The sequence below is a fragment of the Herbaspirillum sp. Her2 genome, from assembly GCF_057961375.1.
In genome coordinates, this window is the sequence record NZ_CM176331.1 from 2,669,392 (window position 1) to 2,691,314 (window position 21,923).

The following is a 21,923-nucleotide window of genomic DNA, read 5'->3' on the forward strand; positions in this document are numbered from 1 at the left end:
AGCTCCCGCCTCAGGGCGGAACAGAGGGGCAGAGACAGGTCTGCTCGGCCCTTGCGTCCTTCCATCCGGCCTGCGCCACCGCCTCCTCAGGCGGTGCGCTACCGGCCCGCCACCTTCTCATCGAACCAGCGCTTCCACGCGGGCACTGCGGTGGCAAAGGTGCCGCGATGCGTAGTCGGTCCGGTGGAGACCGCCTGTACCCGCGTGTTCCCCGAACCCATGGCCTGTGCATAGGTCATGGCCATACGGCCCACGCCGGGGGTGATGGCCTCATCCGTTTCGCCATAGTAATTGCGCACGTCGGAACGGATCACCCAGCGATAGGCCTGGGTGGTCGCGATCAGGCGGCCATAGGCGGACCGGGCGAAATACTGCGGGTCAAAATATTCCGGCCGCATCAGCTTGTGCAGGTCGGTCGGAATGTCGGCCACATTGAAGGGCTGCCGATCGTAGGCATTCTTGGCGACCGGGTAGGCCGCATCAGTGAGCACCGAGCGCGCCAACCCCGGCACACCGTAATAATTTTCGAAGGCAAAGGCTGACAGAATGACGATGCTGTTGAGCCAGGCCGCATCATTGGGGCGTGGAAAAGTAAGAAATCCTTCGAGCAGCGCGAACACGTCCAGAGGTGCACTGGCGGTGGTGGCCGCATCGACCTTGACGCCGGCCGCTTCCAGTTTTTCAAGGAAGGCCATGGTCACGAAACCACCCTGCGACCACCCGGAGAGAAACAGCTTGTCCTCGCGCGCACCCATGCTGGCCAGCACGCTGCGCGCGGCCAGCAGCATGTCATAGGTGGCTTGCTGGTGGCTACCCTTGACCATGTAGCCTTCCGGCTCGCTGGAGATGCCCATGCCGAAATAATCGGCACCGATGAGCGCATAGCCCTGCCCGGCGAACTGGGCAATCATCAACTGCGTTTCGGGCGATTGTTCGGGGAAGGACGGCACCTGCTGCCTTTCATACACGGTGCCATGCTGATAGGACACCAGCGAATAGGATTGGGCAGGCGTATCCGGCAACGCCAGCAAGCCCGAGGCCAGGATAGGCTGGTTGCCGCGCTCCGGGATCACGGAAGGATACGTGATGCGATAGAGCCGCACGGCATTGCGTGCGGGGGAGTAATTGACGGGGACACCGGAGAATGCCGGCGTATCCTTTTGCAGAATGGTGTTGAGCTTGTCAACATCCCAGCGGCCGATCAGCTGATAGCGAACGCCGGAGGCCACCGCCTGCACCGCCGGGGTGGCGGGGGCCTGGGCCGATGCCGCAACTGGCAGGATGGACAACATGGCGCTCAGTGCGCCCAGGACCAGGCCGGCACGCAACAGACATGACTTCATCGCTTCCCCTTTTCTTGTATTGGAAATGAATCACTGCAATCGTTTGCATGGCCTGTGCACGAAGCAATTGCGGCGCAAGCATCGTGTACGTAACGACATCAGTCTGGCGCATTATGACGAGCCGCATCGTAGCGCAAAGCAGGAAAAGCGGGACCTTTACCGTGCAAGCACAAGTTTGGGCGCACCGTGACTTCTGGTATAAACAGTGGCTGGAACGTCGCCGCCATTCCCCCCGATGGCGGATGACGCCACTTACCTTCCGATATTGAGAAACGAGCAAGCCATGAACAAGCGTACCCTCTCCCGCTTCCGCTTCCTGAAGCTGGCCGCCCACGCTGGCCTGATCTGCGCCGCGGTCCTGAGCCATCAGGCACACGCGCAGGCCAATCTGGACTTCTTCTCCAACACGGCCGTGGCCGATCTGAAGAAAGAACAGATCAATTCCCTGTATGCCGCCATCACCGCGTCCCTGGACGCCGGCGTGAGCGGCAAGACCTCGCAGTGGACCGATGGCCCCAAGCCCTCCACCACGGCCAAGATCACCCCGGCCTTCGAGCAAAGCACCCCGCCCTGCGCCAATGTGGACCTGGTGGTCACCAGCAAGCGTGGCACCGAACCGCTGAAATTGCGTTACTGCAAGAACAGCGCAGGCAAGTGGGCACTGAGCAACTGATCCGCTGATCCTCCACGACCGCGCGCTGCGCGGCAATCGCTCCGGCCGGCCCCGGTGCTCCGTTGTACGGCAGCGCCGGCCGGTTCCGTCGGCGCTGCCGTTCAATGGAGCACCGGCACGCGATTTGCTGTTTGTTGCGCATTACACCTTTCCCTCAAGGTAGCTTTCACCATGGCTGATACAGACCAACACTTTCTCGTCGTCGATGATTTTTCGACGATGCGCCGCATCGTCAGCGGCCTGCTCAAGGAACTCGAATACACCAAGATCGTGGAAGCCGATGACGGCTCCACGGCCCTGAAGATTCTGGAATCCGGCGCCTCCAACATCACCTTCGTCCTGACCGACTGGAACATGCCGGTCATGGATGGCCTGACCCTGCTCAAGAAGATCCGCTCCACCCCTTCTCTGGCGCATCTGCCGGTGCTGATGATCACGGCCGAAGCCAAGAAGGAAAACATCGTCACGGCAGCCCAGGAAGGTGCGGATGGCTATATCGTCAAACCCTTCAACGCCACCACGCTCAAGGAAAAGATCGAAAAGATCCTGGCGCGGCGCGCACAGATGAAATGAGAGGACACTGATGGATATCCCTGCCAATGACGAACAACAAGAACCGCAAGCGGGCAGCATCATCAAACATGCCTCGATGACCACCCGCATCCACCAGACCATCTATACGCTGGAGAGCCGCATCGTCCAGCAGAACGACGGCCTGCAGCGCTCGGAATATCGCGTGCTGCTGGAGCGCGATGTCATCAAGGACTGGACCGAAGGCGACGTGGCACAGTATTTCGGATTGGACATCTACTGAGCCTTGCGTGTGTTTCGACAGCACGCCTGTCGCCTGGCTGCTACCTTCCCGGCAGCTTGCAACATAAGAACGGCAACCTGCGGGTTGCCGTTTTTTTTCGCCTGCAAACGCCAATGGGCGCACTTTTGCGGTCGGCCGCAAGGCGCGGAATGATCGCGCCGCGCCTTTCAAATTGATAACAAAATCGAGATTTTCTGTGAAACTCCCGCTACACAAAAGCAGGTATAACGTAACCAATAATGATACTCATCCGTTAAGAGCGGACGATCAGGGTTGTTTCATTTTGGGGATGTGAACGACGTGGCAGTGTTAATCGTAGAGCATCCAGGCGAGGGAGCCGGCGTTGTGCTCAAGGCCTTGCATGCCAGCGGCTTGCCGGTACGGGCAGTGGCGGCCTTGTCGGAACTGGAAGGCGAGATTCAAAAAAAAAGCCTGCTGTCCTGATCATCGAGACGCACCGGTTCACCATCAGCTTGCTTCCGCTGGTGGCCGATCTACGGCAGAAGTTTCCGATGCTCGGCATCGTCGTCATCGGCGAACAGCTCAGCGAGGATGCGCAGGAGAAAGCCCTGCACGACGGTGCCGATTACATCCTGCACAAACCGATCCGGCAAGGCCTGCTGCTGGCGACCATCCGCTCCTTCCTGCGACGCCTGCGCATCCTGCATGCGCCGGCGGCAGGCAGTGCGGAAGCCTGGACCCTGTATCGCCGCCGCGGCACGCTGGTCAGTCCGCACAACGAACGGGTGGCGCTGAGCGAGCGCGAATGCGCGGTCCTGACGACGCTGTTTCTCAGCCCGCACTTCCCGGTCAGTGCGGAACACCTGATGCATGCGCTCAACATCACGGCCGAGATCATCGATCCGCATCGCATCGACACCATCATCTATCGCCTCCGGAAGAAGCTGGGGCAATTGGCGCATGCCCGTTTCGAGATCCGGAACATCTATGGCAGAGGGTTCATCTGCGTGGCAATGAAAGAAAGCGCGGTCTTTTATGTTTGGGATGGATAACGGCGAATGGTTCAGGCTGGTCCAGCGGGTCTGGACCGGCGCTTCACTGGATGGCCTCGGTGCCGTCGCCTCACTGGGCCTGGCGGGCACGCTGGGCGCATTGCTGGCATCCGCGCGCGGCCGTTGCCGCGAGCTGCACCGGCAATTGCGCGAAGCCCGCGCCGCCAATGACGGCCTGCGCCAGCAGGCCCTCTACGACGGCCTCACCGGCCTGCCCAACCGCAGCCTGCTGGAGCAACGCATCGCCGCTGCGATCGCCCGCGCCGAGCGCGCACAGGGCAGCTTCGCGTTGCTGTTCCTGGATCTGGATGGTTTCAAGCTGGTCAACGACCGTCACGGCCACGCCGCCGGCGATCTGCTGTTGCTGCAGATCGGCGAACGGCTGGGGGCGAGCCTGCGGCATGCGGATACCATCGCCCGCATCGGCGGTGATGAATTCGTGGTGCTCACCGACATCGTCGCCAGCGGCGACATCCGCATCATCCGCGACAAGCTCACCCAGGCGCTCGCCGCCCCCTTCCAGATCGGCCAGACGATGCTGACGGTGAGCGCGAGCCTGGGCCATGCACGCTATCCCGATGACGGCAATTCGATGGATGCCCTGCTGGCTTGCGCCGACCAGGGCATGTATCACCTCAAGCGCGCCCGTCAGGCGCAGGCGGCCTGCACCGTGCAGTGACCGATGCAGCGGTTGACGGCGGCGGCGATCTGCAGCGGGTCGAAGCGCGACCAGCGGGCCGCCACGTGCTGGTCCGGCCGGATCAGGTAAGCGCATCCGTCTTGCGCGGCATAACGCTGCGCAGCCAATCCCTGCACATCCTCCAGCAGGGCCCCGGAACCGGCGCGACCGATGGTCTTGACCGGAATCTCCAGGCCCGCAGCCTGCAGACTGACGGGGAAATCTCCCGCACCGAATACCAGCACCGTGAAGCCTTCGCCCAGCTGACTGAGCAGCCATCCGGGCCGGCTCCCCTGCCGCACCGGCGCATCCGCACAGGGCGTGCCGGGGACCATGCGCTCGCCGAACGGCACGCTATCGGGGGTGTTCAGGGACGAGCTCACATAAGGTGTCGGCGTGGACAGGCGGCCGCTGTTGACCAGCGTGCGGGCGAACGGTTCGTGCTCGGCCAGCGTCAGGACGGCATCGCGCAGCACGCGGCTGGCACGGCTCTTGGGCGTGATGAAATCGGTGGAGCGGGTGGACTGGCGCAGGTTGTCGTCGGCCGCGAAAGCGCGCTCTTCGTAATAGCTGTCGATGAAGCTGACCGGGGCCTGGCCGTCAATGACCAGCTTGAGTTTCCAGATCAGGTTGTCGATGTCCTGCACGCCGGTATTGGCACCGCGCGCCCCGAAGGGAGATACCTGATGCGCAGCGTCACCGGCAAAGAGCACGCGCTGGTAGCGCATGTTGTCGATGCGGCGGCAGGCGAACTGGTAGACGGAAACCCGTTCCAGCTCGAATTCCACCTCCGGCCCCAGCATCGCCTGAATACGCGGGATGACGTTTTCGGGCTTCTTTTCCTCCTCGGGATCGGCGTCCCAGCCGAGCTGGAAATCGATGCGCCAGACGTTGTCGCACTGCTTGTGCAGCAACACGCTCTGGCCGCGATGGAAAGGCGGATCGAACCAGAACCAGCGCTCGGTCGGGAAGTCCGCCTTCATGATGACATCGGCGATGAGGAAGCGGTCCTGGAAGAACTGGCCGGTAAACTGCGCACCGACCATCTTGCGCGTATCGCTGTTGGCACCGTCGCAGGCGATGACCCAGTCGGCCTGCATGGTGAAGCTGCCGTCGGGCGTTTCCACGGTCAGGGTGGCACCGTCATCATCCTGCTTCAGGGCCACCAGCGCATGCTTCCAGCGCAGGTCGATGAGCGGATGCGCCGCGCAGGCTTCTACCAGATACTCTTCCAGATAGTATTGCTGCAGGTTGATCATGGCCGGCATCCGGTGGCCGGCCTCGGGCAGCAGGTCGAACTGGTAGACCTGGCGATCCTCAAAAAATACCTTGCCCAGCTGCCAGCCCACGCCCTTGTCCACCATGCGCTGCGCCACGCCCAGACGATCCCAGATCTCCAGCGGACGCTTGGCATAGCAGACCGCACGCGAACCGATGCTCACGGTGTCATTGTCGTCCAGCACGACGGCGGGCAGGCCGCGCGCGGCGCACTCCAGGGCCGCCGTCAGGCCGATGGGACCGGCACCGATGATGACCACCGGGTGGCGCTGCGGCTGGCCGCTGCGCTGCTCATCCGAGGGTTGATAGGCGAAACGGGGATAGGTGTAGGTGCTTTGCATGGTGTCTCCTTGAAATCATCGGGGGGATGGCGCTGTCAATTTTTTATCGGATCAGTGACCGGCTGCCGTGAATTCCTGCACATGCATCCAGGCGGCATACTTCGGTGCGCGGCGGGTGCGTGACCATTCGTCCAGCATGTCCCACTTGACTTCGTCCAGCCGCTGCAGCTGCTGCGGGCTGGCGCAATCGGCAGCAAGTTCGACGCGGTGGCCGCTGGGATCGAAGAAATAGATGGATTTGAAAATGGTGTGATCGGTGATGCCCACCACCTCGATGCCATCGTCCTGCAGGCGCTGCATGACCTCCCTGAGGGTGGCCTCGCTGTCCACCTTGAAGGCAATGTGCTGCACCCAGGCCGGGGTATTGGGGTCGTGCCCCATGGGCGGTGAATTCGGGATCTCGAAGAAGGCCAGCACATTGCCCTGCCCGGCATCGAGGAAGATGTGCATGTAGGGATCAGGGGCCTTGGTCGAGGGTACCTGGTCTTCGGCGATGGCCAGGATGAAATCCATTTTCAGATATTTCTGGTACCAGAGCACGGTTTCTCTGGCGTCCTTGCAGCGGTAGGCAACGTGATGGATGCGATCGATCTTCATGGCAGTCTCCTTGAGGGCTTCGTCTTGGCGTTTGAATTAGTAACGGTTGTTACTATATTGACGAGGCTCGCTCAGGGTCAACGTGCGGCAGGGGCAGGAAGGTCCTTGCGTGCAGGGTTATTGATGTGGATCAAGCATGCCGCTGCTGTATCGACTTGGTAACGTCTGTTACCATTTCGGAATGAAACTGCAAGATTTTTTCCCCTATCAACTGGCCCAGCTGGCCGAGGCGGTGAGCCGTTCGGTGGCGGAGGTCTATGCCGATCGCTTCGGCCTGAGCCGCGACGAATGGCGCATCCTGGCGGCCCTGGCCGAAGAGGGCCAGATGCAGGCCAGTGATCTGGTGCCCCATACTTCACTGGACAAGATGCAGGTCAGCCGCGCGCTGGCGCGCATGGAACAGGATGGCCTGGTACTGCGCCAGCCCAGCCCGGATGACGCCCGCGCGCGCATCGTCAAGCCCACGGCCCAGGGGCGCAAGCTGTACCGCAAGATCGTGCCGATGGTGGAAGAGCGTGAAGCCCATCTCCTGCAAGCTCTGAGCTGCAGCGAACGCGAGGCCTTGATGCGCGCCATGGAAAAGATCCGGAAACGCGCCTTGCGCGTGATGGACGACGCCGATTGAGGCTTGTCGGTGCCTGGCTGACGCCATTCTGCGGGGGCCTCCGATAACGCGATGCAGGCGAACGGTCTACCTTGTGATTTCAAGGAGACCACCATGAACCAGCCTGACCATACTGACCGGCATGATGTTGAACGTGACGAGAACCAGCCACGACGCCCCAAGGAAGGGGCCACGCAGACCCATTTCGAGAAAGAGCCCGAGGGCCATGAAGGTACGCTCGGTGGACAGCCGCCACTGAACGCCCCGGCCGGCATCCAGCGCATGGGACGGGGCGGCGTGCTGGTGGAGAAAAGCCCGAATGCCGCCGACGATGAGCGGCAAGAGCAGAAGCCGGAGTAAGGTTCTACCTTCCTGACTAGGCCGACCAGGCCAGCATCGGTTTCCGGCCGATGAATTCGCGGAAGACTGCCCGGTCACGCCCCGTGTCCTTGGCTTGGTAGAGCGCCTTGTCGGCGTTTTCGATCAGTTCGCGCGGTTGATAGGAGAAGCCCTCCGCAGACGTGATGGATGTGATGCCGATGCTGACCGTGACCCGGCCCTTGTCGCTGGTCGCGTGCGAAATGCCCATGGCCCTGACGGCCGCAACAATTCGTTCCGCTACCACGATGGCACCGGCGCTGCCGCATTCCGGCAGCAGCACGGAAAATTCTTCGCCACCATAACGCGCCACCGTATCAATCTCGCGCTGTGCCGCCCCGGAGATGGCCGCGGCGATGTTGCGCAGGCAGACATCGCCCACCACGTGACCATAGTGATCGTTGTATTGCTTGAAGTGATCGACATCGATCATGAGCAGTGAGAACGCCCCGCCCACGCGCGCGAAACGCGCCGCTTCCGCCTCCAGCAATTCATCGAAATGACGGCGATTGATGGCACCGGTCAGACCGTCACGGCGCGACTGTTTCTGCAGCAATTCGAACATGGTTTCCAGCTCGGCTTGTGCCCGCACTGCTTCGGCTTGCGCGCGCTCCCTCAGCGCTACCTGCGCGACCATCTTGTTGCCGCCGTACCAGATGGCGAACAGCAGCAAGGCAATGCCCAGTGCACGCACCATGATGTGCCGTGTCCAGCTCTGCAGGATCTCCTCCTTCGATACGCCGACGATGACGAAGAGCGGGTAATTGCTGAGATGCTTGAAGCCGTTGATGCGCAGAACCCCATCCTGCGTGGAGCGCAGCTCGACCACTCCCTGGTCCTGCAGCTTGACGTATTGCTGGATCAGGGGGGATTGCGCGAGTGACTTGCCCATGGAGTCCGGGCGCAGCGGCCGCCGATAGAGAATGGTGGCGTCGTTGGCACCGAACAGCACGACGCCTTGCTGGCCGATATCGAACTTCTGATAGAAGCGCTCGAAGAACTGGATGTCCAGCGTGGCCAGGACGACGCCGCCAAACGAGCCATCGGGCTTGTTGATGCGGCGGCTCATGGTGAGCACCCAGTGGCCGGTGGACTTGCTGCGGATGGGCTTGCCGATGAAGGGAGAATCGAGGCGGTGGGTCTGGTGGTGCCGGAAATAGTCGCGGTCGCTATTGTTGAAGCGCGTCTCCAGGACCGGCTGCGAGGAGGCCAGCCACTTCCCTTTTTCGTCATAGATGAACAGGCCTGCCAGTTGCGGCACCTCACCGACGGTTCGCACCAGAAAGTTGTGCAGCCGCTCATTGCCGGCCACGGCGCGGGGCTTGCCCGGTACCTGCTCCATCACGGCCTTGAGGACGATGTCGACTTCATCCAGTGCCTGGTCGGCGTGCTGGGACAGCGCCAGCGCCATGTTGGCGGTGGCGCGGAAGGACTCCTCCATCTCGGCAGTGCGTTCATGCCAGCTGGTCCAGGCTTCCAGAAAGAGGATGATGATGCAGACGGCGGCCACGAAGCCCTTGGCCGCTCTGGACGCCACCTTGATCGGACACGCTTGCATGGTTCTCCCCTGAACGGTGACGTCTCGTGGCGCCATTATTGTTCGCACCGGCAGGCCTCGCCATCAGAGATTGCCTGAGAAGAGACGGGCCGTCTCCCGCTTGATGAGAAGGCGGGTCAGGATTATCCCGATGGTGTTGCGTCAACAAAGCGCGGTAAGGTCTGGGCAGAGGAGAAATGATGCTAAACAGTTTTGCAGAGGATATCGCTGGCAGATATGTATTGATCGTCAGGAAACTGGCCGAGATGGCCGGGGCCAATCTGATCGTCGGTGACCTCATCCGCAATGCCACCCGCAATTGCCTGGTGGGCATGCACGCGGCGGGGGCGGAATCGTTCGAGATCCGCCAACATCTGGGTGCGTTGATCGCCAGTCACATCCACGCCTTGCAAGTACACAGCGACCGCACGCTGGCGGCGTGGGTGCATGCGCGCAATCATATGGAATTCCTGCTCTTCATCGAGGAGCGGGAAGAACTGGCGTTGCGCGATGAGCCTGGTGCGGATGCAGGAGGAATGATGCACTGACTCGCGACGAGCACGATTGAGCCAGGCATCAGGCCGGGACATAAAAAAACCCGCTGACGTATCAGCGGGTTTTTCATTGTGGCGGAGAGGGGGGGATTCGAATTAACGAACTTTGGCTATACCATGCGGGTTTCCGTGAAAAGCTGGCAAAAAGCTGTCATTCGATGACTTTTTGAGCAGCTAGTTATCCCCTACTGCAGTGGAAAAACATGTGGATAAAGGCCGCTTCTGCTAACTAGATGCCCTCCCCTGCTGATTTTCAGGAAGGCGCCTATCTTCTAGGCAACGACGTCTTCACGGCACGTAGATATCTGAAAATCAAGGGCAGGATTTGTTATTCAGAAACAGCGTGTGAAGCAAGGTCCGCAATCGGCCAGAAGCGCACTGTTAAAAGGGAAATCGACTATGAATTTTCTCTAGCGATTGACCAGCTGGTTGGGCAATGTCAACGTCATCAGCGCACCAATTACCGCGAAACAGGCGATGAAGAAGACACCGTTGTCGATGCTGCCAGTCATGTCCTTGACCACACTCACCATATAGGGGCTTACGAAGCCGCCCAGGCCGCCAACACAGTTGATCGCTGCGACGCCGGCGGCCATCCCGACACCCGACAACATTACACTGGAGATGCTGAATAGCATGACGGTGGTGCTGTAGGCACCGACCGCAGCGACCGACAACGCTAGCAGCGCCCAGCCCATCGAGTCGTGCATAACGATGCTGCCCACCAGACCGCTGCAGACGAACGCGAACGGACCGACCAGGTGCCAGCGGAGCTCACGCGTCTTGTCAGAGTGGCGACTAATCAGATACATACAGATGAGAGCTGCAGTGGACGGCGCGGCAGTGTACGTCCCACATGCATGACGTCGCTGACCTTGAACTGCGCCACCAGCGTCGGCAGCCAGACCGACACGCCGTAGGAACAGATGGCGGAACAGGAGCAGACATAGGTGAGCGTAATTGACAAAATGTCTGCAATCGACCAGCCGCTAAGCAGAATTCTGCGGCCGCTGCTGCTGCCAACCCCATGATGGAGCAGGCGCGTGAATTGGCCGGACCGGTATCCACTTTCAAGCCCGATAGTGCGCAGAGGCCCGCCGCGCCTTTCAATATTGAGAAGCGAGAACTGCCCAATGCTAGTGCCTTGCCACTGGGCTGAATAGGTCAATTCATGGAAAACCGCCGCGTCATGCGGGCGGTTTTGTTATAACGGCTGCGTATCCAACGAGGGAAAGGGTGTCCGGCATCCACAAAATCCCAAAAAAATACACAATATGCAAAAAATGTTAAATATTATATTTATTCAGTTGTTTTAGCCTACTATTACGGCAATTAATACAAGTCAATTAACACAACCTTAGCCTTAGAAGTGTAATTGCGTGTTGATTTGCTCGCAGATTTGACCCTCTCCATTTGACCCACCTTCCATTGCCTGCTGAAGGCAGCCACCCGGTCATACGACCCCTCGTATCCCAGTTCTCTTAAGTCCAGGAACATCTGTTTTAGGGTCCTTCTTTGCTTCCGAGATTTGACCGCGTCTGCGCTGAGCCAAGCGGAGAGCTTGGCGGTGAAGTCATCGAGCGAGCTTGGCGAACGCCTTGCTGGATAAGCAGGTTCGCTGACATCGGATCGGATGTAGCGGCGAACTGTGTTGCGGGAAATGTCGAGCCTGCGGGCGATTTCCCGAATTGAGATGCGGTCTCTGATGTACCAGCGTCGAATAATTCCAAGTAGGGCCACGTCTATCACTCCGTTCTCCCGCTCGCTGTCATGAGCAGGATTGTGGTCTAAACATGGGTCAACTTTGGATGCAAATTTCCGGGGAAAGTGGGTCAGTTTTCAATGCAAATCAACAGGTGGGGGCAACCGCGCGCGCAGGCTGCGAAGTTGATCGCCACTGTATTTATAAACAGTATTGCAATCCATTACAGCTGCTCCTGATTACCGGCCGCCCTGTCCTGTCCGCGCCCTTCGTCCTCTCCACCTCTCTCGCATCGTTGTGTAACAGATCCCCAGATCCTGCTAATCTAGCAATATCTTTATGGCAATAGGGGGAAGCGCCTCCTTGAGGCTACAAGCTCACAAACTGTCACATACCGCCCGTTATGAGACATCTAAATTTCCCAATGGAAATACTTCGTTGCTGGGAAAGTTGGGTAAATTGCATTTGTATTCTTGGGGAGAATAAAATGGGGCAGTTGAAAAAATATCTAGCGGTCATCCTGGGCATCGTTATCGTGATGGTCCTAACCATCTGCGGTACTTCGCTATATGAAGGTTACAAGCAGGCCCGCATATCGGCGGTAACTGAGGCCAACAATGTCACGCTCATCGTCCAGCGCGCCATTTCTCGCAATATGGAGGTCCTCTCGCTGGCCATGGACACGCTAGCGTACCGCTATGAACATCCACTGAGCCATACACTCGCAACTGAGGAGGAGCGTTATGTCTACCTTTTCGGCAGCACAGACACTGCCCGTCATATCACCGCTCTCGCCGTCTTAGATGCCAATGGCTACGTACGTGTTACGTCACGTCGGTCTACCTCGCCTCAGGTCATCATTAACTATTCCGAGCGCGCCTATTTCGCAGTTCATCGAGACCGTGTCAATGCTGGGCTTTTCATCTCGCGCCCGATCAATGCCAATCTAGGCAATGAGTTGCCCGTAGTAGTACTGTCCAAGCGTCTCACGCGCGAGGATGGATCCTTCAACGGCGTCGTGGTGATGGCACTGGACATGGCGTATTTCCTCGACCTGTTCACGGGGCTAACATTAGGCGAAGACGGCGTGATTTCCTTGTATTCGGACGACGGTGTGACCTACATGAGGGTACCCTACAGCGCATCCGTCATCGGTCGAGAAATCAGCAATAGACCGAATTTTCAGCGTCTAAAGGCAATGCTCTCCGAGAATGACGGCAACTTTTTCGCGCGCTCCACTAACGATGGGGTGACGCGTCTCTACACGTTTCGGCGCATTCCGGATGCGCCTCTGGTTGTCCTCCTCGGGCGCGCCGAGAGGCTCATCTTCAAGAACTGGTACGACACACTCAACTCCGTGCTGCTGTTGCTGCTCATCTTCGCAGCATTGGCAGGCTTGCTACTCCTGCTTGTGCGAGGGGAGCTACGCAAGCGTATAGCGTCCGAGAAGCAACTTGAAAGTCAAGCCCGTGACGATGGCCTAACGGGCCTGCTGAACCGGCGTGCCCTAGATGAAGTATTGCTGGCCGCCTGGCAACGTAGCAAGCGAAGTCCCACTACGGGCTTCTCGTTGCTGTTCATCGATGTGGATTATTTCAAACTCTACAATGATACCTATGGCCACGAAATGGGCGACACAGTCCTGCAAGCCGTAGCCACAGTGCTACGGAAAAACCTGCAGCGACAGAACGACTGCGCAGGACGTTATGGCGGCGAGGAATTCATAGTGCTGCTGGAGCAGACCGATGAACAGGGCGCGTTGCTGATGGCCCAGCGGCTGTGCGAGGCAATATACAGCCAGCGGATCGCTCACTCAGCCAGCCCACTGCAGGCGATAAGCATCAGTATTGGCGTCGCGACCCTGGATCGCGAAAAGCATCAACGCGTGGAGGATGTGCTCAATGCGGCCGATAATGCGCTATACCTCGCCAAGAGAGAGGGACGCAACCGCGTCTGCGTCGCCCATCCTAGCCAAGCCGATCCAACTTCCTAATCAGGCGCCCCGGACTGTTGAATCTTCACTCGACACTCTGCATAAACTCAACCGTGGGCGCATTAAAACACTTAAAAAGCCCGCTACCGGTTGGCAGGCGGGCTTAAACCAAACCACCACACTGATTTGGAGGAGGAAATTTCAATCTATTTCATTGCACCAGCTAAATCAAGGACTTGAAAAACATTTAGAAATGCGAAATAGGCCGCAATATGCTACATTCTGACGCCCCCTACTCGGGGGCTTCCCCAATGCAACGCAGGATGCCCCTACGCTTGCATCTTCGCCTCGTAGCATTTGCTGCGCGGCCTTTTTATTTCTACCGATTGACTCACCTGCTGCTCAGGCCGGCTCGCTGCAAGGCAGTTTTCTCGCGCTGATAGTCATCACGGCAGTCGATATTGCAGAACAGCAAATCCGGCGACACCACCTCATCACAGAAATGGCAGCGGCAGTCTGGCTGAAGAGCTGGCGCGCGTCGGGCGACTGCCAGGCCGGCGGCGATAGCTCTATAGATTCTGCTGTCTGCGTTGTCGGCGTGATCGCTCATGATTATTTACCCTCATTGGTAGGAAGTTGATAAGGACGGAAGCGGACCACCTCTTGGCCGGCCCACTCGTTCAAGGAAAGGAACTGCGCCTGCAAGGGCTCAATCTCGTTGCAGCCAAAGACGGCGGCGGCCTTCGTCACATCGCCGAATCCACCGGTGTTGTTGGGCATGGTCCCGAGTAATTGCGGCGGTACGCGATGCGCGGCCAGCACGTCGTCACGCGTGCAGTTCTTGATGTTGAAAAATTCGTCCTTGGCCGCGATCTCGGAGACCGGCAGGATCTGCAGGCCGTCTTTCTTGCCACCTGGTGCATACACAAACAGGTTGCGGAAGTTGCCCGGCCCTTTGCTGTTGCGCATCGCCTCGCGCAGCTTGTCCACGTCGTTGACGTTGCTGGCCGTGTCGGTCATGTAGAGGATGAAGCCCGCATGCGAGCCGTTGAGGTAGTAGCGGCGACGAAAGAGCGTGGCCGACTCATTGAGCCAGGCCGATTGCAGCGCGCTCACGTACTGCGGCACGCCGTACACCTCCTGATTGATGTTCGGGGTTCCCTTGGACTCGTGTAAATAACTGTACGCAGCCCGCCGCGTCTGCCTTTGCGGCCGATGTGTCCTTTGAACCGAAGACCGCGCCGGCACCGGTCACGTTCCAGCCGGACCAGGCCGCGCAGATCGAGCAAGCCTGGCTCGCCCTGGGCGCATATCCCTGGCCTCGACCGGTAGTGGACGACATGCCGATATGGCCAGCGCAAGCCATGACCGCCGATGAACAGCGCCGGGCCCTGGCCGCCTGGGATGCCATCAAGGCGTGCCCCTGGCCGCGCGTGGTGCCCGTGCCGGACAAGTCCCCGCGCCACGGCACGCCGCGCCAGGTCGCCGACTGGCGCGCCGGCCGGCTCGATGTCAGCGAACTTCCGATTGATCCCAACCCAACGAAAGGGAACGCCCCATGACCGCGTTTCGTGTCGTCGTGCGCACCGCTAGCGCACGCCATTCATACACCGCCATCGCAGCCCATTGCTGCGACGTGATCGCCGCCGCCGTCGATCGCTTTGGCGTGTGCTCTGTAACGGCCACCAAGGAGAAGAAGCAATGAATGCACCTGTGAAATTTGATGTGATCGCCGCCGCCAGCAAGCCGCGTGACTTCGTGATGCAGCCCCCTCAATCCCTGGACCGCATCACGTTCAACACGTCTGACGATGGCGTGCTAGCCGGATATGTGTCGGTCATTCGCCAGCACCTGGGAAACGGGGAGCGGTTCGCGTGGGTGGAGTTGGATAACGAGCTGACGGGACAATTCCGAGGCGTACCGCTGGCAGACATCATCACTTGCGACGATACAGGCATCAGCCGCCGGCATTCGAACTCCCGAGAAAAATCCCGCCGCCTTTGTCTTAGCGACTACAGCAGCACATTAGCGGATCAACTTCGCTTAGGGGAGGCGCCGAAATGACTTCATGTCGTGCAGAGCAAAAACAGCACCTGTTACTAAAACCAGCGTATTGGAGCCCCAGATGAGTGTGAGATACGTAACGATCGCTAAGTTTTCTGATGCATCTGGCTATAGCGAGGACGCTATCAACAGCAAAATTCGGGATGGTGTGTGGTTGGAAGGAAAAGTCTGGATCAAGGCCGCTGATGGCCGAAGGCTTATTGATATTGAAGGATATTGTAAATGGGTAGAAATGGCACGGGCGTCGTCGCGGCTAGTGAAACGTCAATCGAAATCACCTTTACCTATCGTGGCAAGCGCTGCCGCGAACGCCTCAAGCTCGCCCCAACCCCTGCGAATATGAAGCGAGCGGCCCAGCATAGGGCAGCAATCCTCGACGCTATTCAAAAGCAAACATTTGAGTATCGAGTAACTTTCCCAGATAGTCCTCGGGCGGCTTATTTTGCCGAGCGAAAAGGAGAAATACTAACGGTAGAGAAATATCTGGACTCATGGTTGGATGCTCAAAGAAGCCACCTCAAAGCGTCTACCTATGATGGTTACCGCAAAGTCGTAAACAACCACCTGATTCCGGCATTCGGCACCACCAAACTAAGCGATTTAAATCGAAAGGCAATTAAGGACTGGTGCTCAAGTCAGCAGACCAGTCTAAAAGCAATCAAAAACCGACTGTCGGTTTTGCGATCCGCTTTGAATTTAGCGGCACAAGACGAGCTAATCGACGCCAATCCTCTATACGGTTGGCAGTGGAAGAGTCGCGCTGTCGTGAAAACAGAAGATGACGTTGATCCTTTTTCTGCTAACGAGCAACAGCAGATCCTCAGTTGTATGGAAGGTCAAGATCGCAACATGTTCAAGTTTGCCTTCTGGACCGGCTTGCGTACATCAGAGTTGATTGCTATCGAGTGGTCCGATATAGATTGGCATCGGAAAACAATCCAGGTTAGACGGGCTCTCACTCGTGCAGCGATTGCGAACAAGAGCGATGCCGAGCCGCCAAAAACACGTGCAGGTAAACGCGAAGTTAAACTGCTAACTCCTGCATTAGAGGCACTCGAAGGCCAAAAAGCTCATACGTTAGGGAAAACTGACTTTATTTTCATTAATCCAAGGACCGGGAAACGATGGAGTGGCGATTTGGTAGTTCGCAGTGCATGGAAACGCGCCATTGATGCGGCCAAAGTCAGATATCGCCGCCCATACCAAACACGACATACCTATGCAAGTATGATGCTTACTGCAGGCGAATCCCCAATGTGGGTTGCACAACAAATGGGGCATTCAGACTGGACAATGATCGCCCGGGTTTACGGGCGCTGGGTCAAGGACGCTCAGCCTGACGCGGGTTCCAAAGCTGTCCAGATGTTCAGTCGCTAATGAGTTCAGCGCCTCGCCTTTGGCTCGGCGCTGGATGACAATGCCCTATCTTTAGGCTGGCATTTTTGCTGGCATTCGAATGCCAACCACATCCTATTCCACCCCATTTCACGAGACATAAAAAAACGCCTAACCATTGAAAATCAATAGGTTAGGCGTTCTGCTCTGGCGGAGAGGGGGGGATTCGAACCCCCGATAGGCTATGAACCTATACACGCTTTCCAGGCGTGCGACTTAAACCACTCATCCACCTCTCCTGGATTCGGGTTCGCGTTCAGCGAAGCCATGCATTATAGCAAGCTTCTCGCCGAAGCCAAGTCTTTTCTGCATCTTTTTCAAAAAGACCATGAAAAAAACCAGCAGGACCCGGCGTCCATACGACAACGCCCTGCCCTGCCCTGCCGGCTAGTCTGTTACCGCCTTGCAGCGGCGACTTCAGGCTTACTGCGCTTCTTTCAGCTGATCCAGGATGGCCGGATTTTCCAGCGTGGAAACGTCCTGGGTGATCGCCTCGCCCTTGGCCAGCACGCGCAACAGACGGCGCATGATCTTGCCGGAGCGCGTCTTGGGCAGGTTGTCACCGAAGCGGATTTCCTTGGGCTTGGCGATGGGGCCGATTTCCTTGGCCACCCAGTCGCGCAATTCCTTGGCGATCTGCTTGGCTTCTTCACCGGTCGGGCGCGGACGCTTCAACACCACGAAGGCGCAGATCGATTCGCCGGTGGTTTCATCCGGCTTGCCCACCACGGCCGCTTCAGCCACGATGCTGTTGGCCACCAGCGCCGATTCGATCTCCATGGTGCCCATGCGGTGACCCGACACGTTGAGCACATCATCGATACGGCCGGTGATGGTGAAGTAGCCGGTCTCCTTGTTGCGCACCGCGCCGTCGCCGGCGAGGTAGATGTTGCCACCCAGTTCTTCCGGGAAGTAACTCTTCTTGAAGCGTTCCGGATCATTCCAGATCGTGCGGATCATCGACGGCCACGGACGCTTGACCACCAGGATGCCGCCATTGCCATTGGGGATGTCATTGCCGGTCTCGTCGACGATGGCCGCCGTGATGCCCGGCAGCGGCAGCGTGCACGAACCCGGCACCTGGGGCGTGGCACCCGGCAGCGGCGAAATCATGTGGCCGCCGGTCTCGGTCTGCCAGAAGGTATCGACGATGGGGCAGTTCTCGCGGCCAACGTTCTTGTAGTACCACATCCAGGCTTCCGGATTGATGGGCTCGCCCACCGAACCGAGGATGCGCAGCGAAGACAGGTCGTATTGCTTGGGATGAACCTTCTCATCCGCATCGGCCGCCTTGATCAGCGAACGGATCGCCGTCGGCGCAGTGTAGAAGATGGTGGCCTTGTGGCGCGCCACCATGTCCCAGAAGCGGCCGGCGTTCGGATAGGTCGGCACGCCTTCGAAGACGATCTGGGTCGCCCCCACGGCCAGCGGGCCGTAGGCGATGTAGGTGTGGCCGGTGATCCAGCCGATGTCGGCGGTGCACCAGTAGACATCGTCGGGCTTGATGTCGAAGGTCCACTTCATGGTCAGCACGGCCCACAGCAGGTAGCCCGCCGACGAATGCTGCACGCCCTTGGGCTTGCCGGTGGAACCTGATGTGTAGAGGATGAACAGCGGATGCTCGGCATCCACCCATTCCGGCTCGCAGGTGTCGGGCTGGTTCGCGACCACGTCGGAGAGCCACAGGTCACGGCCTTCGACCCAGTTGATCTCGGCACCGGCGCGCTTGTAGACCACCACGTGCTTCAGGGTATCGCAGCCGCCCATGGCCAGGGCTTCGTCGACGATGGATTTCAAGGGCAGCTGCTTGCCGCCGCGCACCTGGTAGTCAGCGGTCAGCACGGCCACGGCACCGGCATCGATCACGCGTTCGTGCAGGGACTTGGCGGAGAAGCCGCCGAAGACCACCGAGTGCGTCGCGCCGATACGGGCACAGGCCTGCATGGCCGCCACACCTTCCACCGACATGGGCATGTAGATGACCACGCGGTCGCCCTTCTTGATGCCCAGCGATTTGAGGCCATTGGCGAACTGGCAGACCTTCTGGTGCAGTTCGCGATAGGACACGCGGGTCACCTTGCCGTCGTCGGCTTCGAAGATGACGGCGGTCTTGTCGGCATTGCCGTTTTCCAGGTTGACGTCCAGGCAGTTGTACGAGACGTTCACCTGGCCATCGGCGAACCACTTGTAGAACGGGGCGTTGGATTCATCCAGGGTCTGGGTGAAGGGCTTGTGCCAGTTGAGGTTGTCCTTGGCCAGCTTGGCCCAGGTGCCTTCGTAGTCTTTCTCGAATGCGGCGTTCAGGGCCTGGTAGGCGTCCATGCCCGAAATGGCGGCGTGACGGGCCAGCTCGGCCGGGGGTGCGAATACGCGGTTCTCTTGCTTGAATGTCTCGATGTCTGCCACGGTAGTCTCCAGTAGGTTTGTTTTTGCTTTCCGCAAAACATAGGCCGTTTCACTTACTCAGTCCTTACACAAGCAGCGCCCCTGTCGGGCGGGAGGCCGCTTGCATCAGGGCTGGGACAGCGATGGCTGCCCCCTTGCGCCAACCCGGGCAGGACCGCACCCGGCTGGCTCCATGGACGCAGACCTTCATATCGCTGCGATGTTCTCTGATGTTCAAGACAACATATTGGCATTCTGGCACAGGTCGATGTTTCCCGCAGGCACTGCGCACGCGGGATGCAGGGCAGGCCCCGGAAATGGGCCAAGGGCGTGTAGAATACGGCCCCAAATCCGGAGCCGGACAGTGAACGCAAACGCAGCAGCAGCGGCGCACCGGATATCGTCATCCTCAGCCAGAATCACGCGTAGCACGGACACCCATGAAAAACTCGTCGCCCCAGCCTCCCCGCAAGATCGGCATCCTGCCCAACCTGATTTTCATGAGCCGCTGGCTGCAGCTGCCGCTCTACCTGGGCCTGATCCTGGCGCAGTGCGTCTACGTGTATCACTTCTGGGTCGAGCTGGTGGATCTGATCGGCGCGGCCATGGGCAGCGCCAGTTCGCTGGACCACATCCTGGATGCGGTCGCCATTCCCGGCGCCACCCGCCCCGAGAAGCTCAATGAACAAACCATCATGCTGGTGGTATTGGCCTTGATCGACGTGGTGATGATTTCCAACCTGCTGATCATGGTGATTGTGGGCGGATATGAAACCTTCGTCTCGCGCATGAACCTGGAAGGCCATCCGGACCAGCCCGAGTGGCTCTCGCATGTGAACGCTTCTGTCCTGAAGGTCAAGCTGGCCACGGCCATCATCGGGATCTCGTCGATCCACCTGCTCAAAACCTTCATCAATGCCAATCTGTATGACGCCAAGACGCTCATCGCCCAGACCGGCATCCATATCGCCTTCCTCTTGTCGGCCATGGCCATCGCGTATTGCGACCGGCTGATGGTGCATCCTTCCGAACCCTCCGACAAGCCGCACTGACTTTGCCTCATCCAAACCGAGAGAACCAGCCATGACCATCATCAAGCAAGACGATCTCATCGAATCCGTCGCCGCCGCGCTGCAGTACATCAGCTACTACCATCCGGCCGATTACATCCAGCATCTGGCGCGCGCCTACGAGACCGAGCAGAGCCCGGCCGCCAAGGATGCGATCGCCCAGATCCTGACCAACTCGCGCATGTGCGCCGAGGGCAAGCGCCCGATCTGCCAGGACACCGGCATCGTCAACGTGTTCCTGAAGATCGGCATGGGCGTGCGCTTCGAGGGCTTCTCGGGCTCGATTGCCGACGCCGTCAACGAAGGCGTGCGCCGTGGCTACTCGCACCCGGACAACGTGCTGCGCGCCTCCATCGTGGCCGACCCGCAATTCGAGCGCAAGAACACCAAGGACAACACCCCGGCCGTGATCCACATGGAACTGGTGCCCGGCAACACCGTGGACGTGCAGATTGCCGCCAAGGGCGGTGGCTCCGAGAACAAGACCAAGTTCGTCATGCTCAACCCCTCCGACAACCTGGTGGACTGGGTCCTCAAGACGGTCCCGACCATGGGCGCCGGCTGGTGCCCGCCGGGCATGCTGGGCATCGGTATCGGCGGCACGGCCGAGAAGGCCATGCTGATGGCCAAGGAAGTGCTGATGGAAGACATCGACATGTACGAGCTCCTGAAGCGCGGCCCGCAGAACAAGACCGAAGAGCTGCGGATCGAGCTCTATGAGAAGGTCAATGCACTGGGCATCGGCGCACAGGGCCTGGGCGGCCTGACCACCGTGCTGGATGTGAAGATCATGATGCACCCGACCCACGCGGCTTCCAAGCCGGTGGCCATGATCCCCAACTGTGCCGCGACCCGTCACGGCCACTTCGTGCTGGATGGTTCGGGCCCGGCCTACATGGAACCGCCGTCGCTGTCGGATTGGCCGGAAGTGCACTGGGTGGCCGACACCGAGAAGTCCAAGCGCGTCAACCTGGACACCCTGACCAAGGAAGAAGTCGCCTCCTGGAAGCCGGGCCAGACCCTGCTCTTGAACGGCAAGATGCTGACCGGCCGCGATGCCGCCCACAAGCGCATCCAGGACATGCTGGCCAAGGGCGAGAAGCTGCCGGTGGACTTTACCAATCGCGTGATCTACTACGTCGGCCCGGTCGATCCGGTGCGCGACGAAGTGGTGGGTCCGGCTGGCCCGACCACCGCCACCCGCATGGACAAGTTCACCGACATGATGCTGGAGCAGACCGGCCTGATCTCCATGATCGGCAAGTCCGAGCGCGGCCCGGCCGCCATCGAGGCGATCAAGAAGCACAAGTCGGCCTACCTGATGGCCGTGGGTGGTTCGGCCTACCTGGTGTCCAAGGCGATCAAGTCGGCCAAGGTGCTGGGCTTTGCCGACCTGGGCATGGAAGCGATCTACGAGTTCGACGTCAAGGACATGCCGGTGACGGTGGCCGTGGACGCCAACGGCATCTCGGTGCACAACACCGGGCCGGCCGAATGGAAGGAAAAGATCGCCCAGAGCGTGTCCCTGTCCAAGATCCCCGTCACCACGGCCTGATTCGATAC

General features: G+C 59.3%; 22 protein-coding genes, 1 tRNA gene and 2 pseudogenes. 15 read left to right on the top strand and 10 right to left on the bottom strand.

Annotation, left to right across the window (positions count from 1 at the left end; all coding sequences use genetic code 11):
- Nucleotides 1-98: 98 nt before the first annotated feature.
- Nucleotides 99-1,343 (bottom strand): alpha/beta hydrolase family protein, encoded by a 1,245-nt coding sequence (locus ACWHXP_RS12190; RefSeq protein ID WP_489633760.1) that lies wholly within the window; start codon nt 1,341-1,343, stop codon nt 99-101.
- Nucleotides 1,344-1,626: 283 nt separating this feature from the next.
- On the opposite strand from ACWHXP_RS12190, the gene ACWHXP_RS12195 reads away from it, so the two are divergent.
- From ACWHXP_RS12195 to ACWHXP_RS12215, 5 genes are all read left to right on the top strand, one after another.
- On the top strand, nt 1,627-2,016 hold the full coding sequence (locus ACWHXP_RS12195; RefSeq protein WP_121038692.1) for a hypothetical protein: 390 nt from the start codon (nt 1,627-1,629) through the stop codon (nt 2,014-2,016).
- Between the two features lie 171 nt (nt 2,017-2,187).
- On the top strand, nt 2,188-2,589 hold the full coding sequence (locus ACWHXP_RS12200; RefSeq protein WP_034339540.1) for a response regulator: 402 nt from the start codon (nt 2,188-2,190) through the stop codon (nt 2,587-2,589).
- Between the two features lie 10 nt (nt 2,590-2,599).
- Nucleotides 2,600-2,830: a hypothetical protein gene (locus ACWHXP_RS12205; protein ID WP_134134888.1), complete on the top strand. Its 231-nt coding sequence runs from the start codon at nt 2,600-2,602 to the stop codon at nt 2,828-2,830.
- A gap of 512 nt (nt 2,831-3,342) precedes the next feature.
- Nucleotides 3,343-3,843: a response regulator transcription factor gene (locus ACWHXP_RS12210; protein WP_039786227.1), complete on the top strand. Its 501-nt coding sequence runs from the start codon at nt 3,343-3,345 to the stop codon at nt 3,841-3,843.
- Nucleotides 3,827-4,522, top strand: coding sequence for a diguanylate cyclase domain-containing protein (locus tag ACWHXP_RS12215; protein WP_489633759.1), 696 nt, complete (start codon nt 3,827-3,829; stop codon nt 4,520-4,522). Before ACWHXP_RS12210 ends, ACWHXP_RS12215 begins: the two co-directional genes overlap by 17 nt.
- Here ACWHXP_RS12215 and ACWHXP_RS12220 read toward each other — a convergent pair.
- Nucleotides 4,492-6,141: an FAD-dependent oxidoreductase gene (locus ACWHXP_RS12220; protein ID WP_489633758.1), complete on the bottom strand. Its 1,650-nt coding sequence runs from the start codon at nt 6,139-6,141 to the stop codon at nt 4,492-4,494. The genes ACWHXP_RS12215 and ACWHXP_RS12220 overlap by 31 nt on opposite strands.
- Nucleotides 6,142-6,192: 51 nt before the next feature.
- A complete protein-coding gene (locus ACWHXP_RS12225; protein ID WP_489633757.1) occupies nt 6,193-6,738 on the bottom strand; it encodes a VOC family protein in 546 nt (181 codons plus the stop codon).
- Between the two features lie 181 nt (nt 6,739-6,919).
- Here ACWHXP_RS12225 and ACWHXP_RS12230 point away from each other — a divergent pair, with 181 nt between their 5' ends.
- A complete protein-coding gene (locus tag ACWHXP_RS12230) occupies nt 6,920-7,363 on the top strand; it encodes a MarR family winged helix-turn-helix transcriptional regulator (protein WP_034339526.1) in 444 nt (147 codons plus the stop codon).
- A 93-nt stretch (nt 7,364-7,456) separates the two neighbouring features.
- Entirely contained in the window at nt 7,457-7,702 is a 246-nt protein-coding gene (locus ACWHXP_RS12235; RefSeq protein ID WP_489625098.1) for a hypothetical protein, read from the top strand.
- Between the two features lie 16 nt (nt 7,703-7,718).
- Here ACWHXP_RS12235 and ACWHXP_RS12240 read toward each other — a convergent pair whose 3' ends face one another.
- Nucleotides 7,719-9,278 carry a sensor domain-containing diguanylate cyclase gene (locus ACWHXP_RS12240; RefSeq protein WP_489633756.1) on the bottom strand — a complete coding sequence of 520 codons (1,560 nt, stop codon included), beginning with the start codon at nt 9,276-9,278 and terminating at the stop codon, nt 7,719-7,721.
- A gap of 179 nt (nt 9,279-9,457) precedes the next feature.
- On the opposite strand from ACWHXP_RS12240, the gene ACWHXP_RS12245 reads away from it, so the two are divergent.
- Entirely contained in the window at nt 9,458-9,805 is a 348-nt protein-coding gene (locus ACWHXP_RS12245; protein WP_489633755.1) for a hypothetical protein, read from the top strand.
- Between the two features lie 416 nt (nt 9,806-10,221).
- Here the strand turns inward: ACWHXP_RS12245 and ACWHXP_RS12250 are convergent, their stop codons facing one another.
- On the bottom strand, nt 10,222-10,623 hold the full coding sequence (locus ACWHXP_RS12250) for a hypothetical protein (RefSeq protein ID WP_489633754.1): 402 nt from the start codon (nt 10,621-10,623) through the stop codon (nt 10,222-10,224).
- A 520-nt stretch (nt 10,624-11,143) separates the two neighbouring features.
- Nucleotides 11,144-11,560 (bottom strand): winged helix-turn-helix transcriptional regulator, encoded by a 417-nt coding sequence (locus ACWHXP_RS12255; RefSeq protein ID WP_489637771.1) that lies wholly within the window; start codon nt 11,558-11,560, stop codon nt 11,144-11,146.
- 440 nt (nt 11,561-12,000) lie between these two features.
- Here ACWHXP_RS12255 and ACWHXP_RS12260 point away from each other — a divergent pair, with 440 nt between their 5' ends.
- Complete coding sequence (locus ACWHXP_RS12260) at nt 12,001-13,506, top strand: sensor domain-containing diguanylate cyclase (RefSeq protein ID WP_489633752.1); 1,506 nt, start codon at nt 12,001-12,003, stop codon at nt 13,504-13,506.
- A gap of 331 nt (nt 13,507-13,837) precedes the next feature.
- Here the strand turns inward: ACWHXP_RS12260 and ACWHXP_RS12265 are convergent, their stop codons facing one another.
- A complete protein-coding gene (locus ACWHXP_RS12265; protein WP_489633751.1) occupies nt 13,838-14,056 on the bottom strand; it encodes a hypothetical protein in 219 nt (72 codons plus the stop codon).
- 2 nt (nt 14,057-14,058) lie between these two features.
- Nucleotides 14,059-14,601 (bottom strand): annotated as a pseudogene (locus ACWHXP_RS12270) (phage portal protein); the annotation flags it as partial.
- On the opposite strand from ACWHXP_RS12270, the pseudogene ACWHXP_RS12275 reads away from it, so the two are divergent.
- The 4 genes and pseudogenes from ACWHXP_RS12275 to ACWHXP_RS12290 all read left to right on the top strand — a co-directional run.
- A pseudogene (locus ACWHXP_RS12275) lies at nt 14,598-15,008 on the top strand (replication endonuclease); the annotation flags it as partial. The pseudogenes ACWHXP_RS12270 and ACWHXP_RS12275 sit on opposite strands and share 4 nt — an antisense overlap.
- Nucleotides 15,005-15,151 carry a hypothetical protein gene (locus ACWHXP_RS12280; protein WP_489633750.1) on the top strand — a complete coding sequence of 49 codons (147 nt, stop codon included), beginning with the start codon at nt 15,005-15,007 and terminating at the stop codon, nt 15,149-15,151. The pseudogene ACWHXP_RS12275 and the gene ACWHXP_RS12280, both read left to right, overlap by 4 nt.
- On the top strand, nt 15,148-15,510 hold the full coding sequence (locus tag ACWHXP_RS12285) for a hypothetical protein (RefSeq protein WP_489633749.1): 363 nt from the start codon (nt 15,148-15,150) through the stop codon (nt 15,508-15,510). The genes ACWHXP_RS12280 and ACWHXP_RS12285 overlap by 4 nt, the downstream gene beginning before the upstream one ends.
- Before the next feature lie 222 nt (nt 15,511-15,732).
- Complete coding sequence (locus ACWHXP_RS12290; RefSeq protein WP_489633748.1) at nt 15,733-16,887, top strand: Arm DNA-binding domain-containing protein; 1,155 nt, start codon at nt 15,733-15,735, stop codon at nt 16,885-16,887.
- 166 nt (nt 16,888-17,053) lie between these two features.
- On the opposite strand, the gene ACWHXP_RS12295 is transcribed toward ACWHXP_RS12290, so the two are convergent.
- Both ACWHXP_RS12295 and acs read right to left on the bottom strand, forming a co-directional pair.
- Nucleotides 17,054-17,144 (bottom strand) — tRNA-Ser (locus ACWHXP_RS12295).
- 184 nt (nt 17,145-17,328) lie between these two features.
- Nucleotides 17,329-19,311 carry an acetate--CoA ligase gene (gene acs / locus ACWHXP_RS12300; RefSeq protein WP_489633747.1) on the bottom strand — a complete coding sequence of 661 codons (1,983 nt, stop codon included), beginning with the start codon at nt 19,309-19,311 and terminating at the stop codon, nt 17,329-17,331.
- 419 nt (nt 19,312-19,730) lie between these two features.
- On the opposite strand from acs, the gene ACWHXP_RS12305 reads away from it, so the two are divergent.
- Nucleotides 19,731-20,342, top strand: a complete 612-nt coding sequence (locus ACWHXP_RS12305; protein ID WP_039786063.1) for a YqhA family protein — start codon at nt 19,731-19,733, stop codon at nt 20,340-20,342.
- Nucleotides 20,343-20,373: 31 nt separating this feature from the next.
- Entirely contained in the window at nt 20,374-21,915 is a 1,542-nt protein-coding gene (locus ACWHXP_RS12310; protein WP_075257626.1) for a fumarate hydratase, read from the top strand.
- Nucleotides 21,916-21,923: the final 8 nt, after the last annotated feature.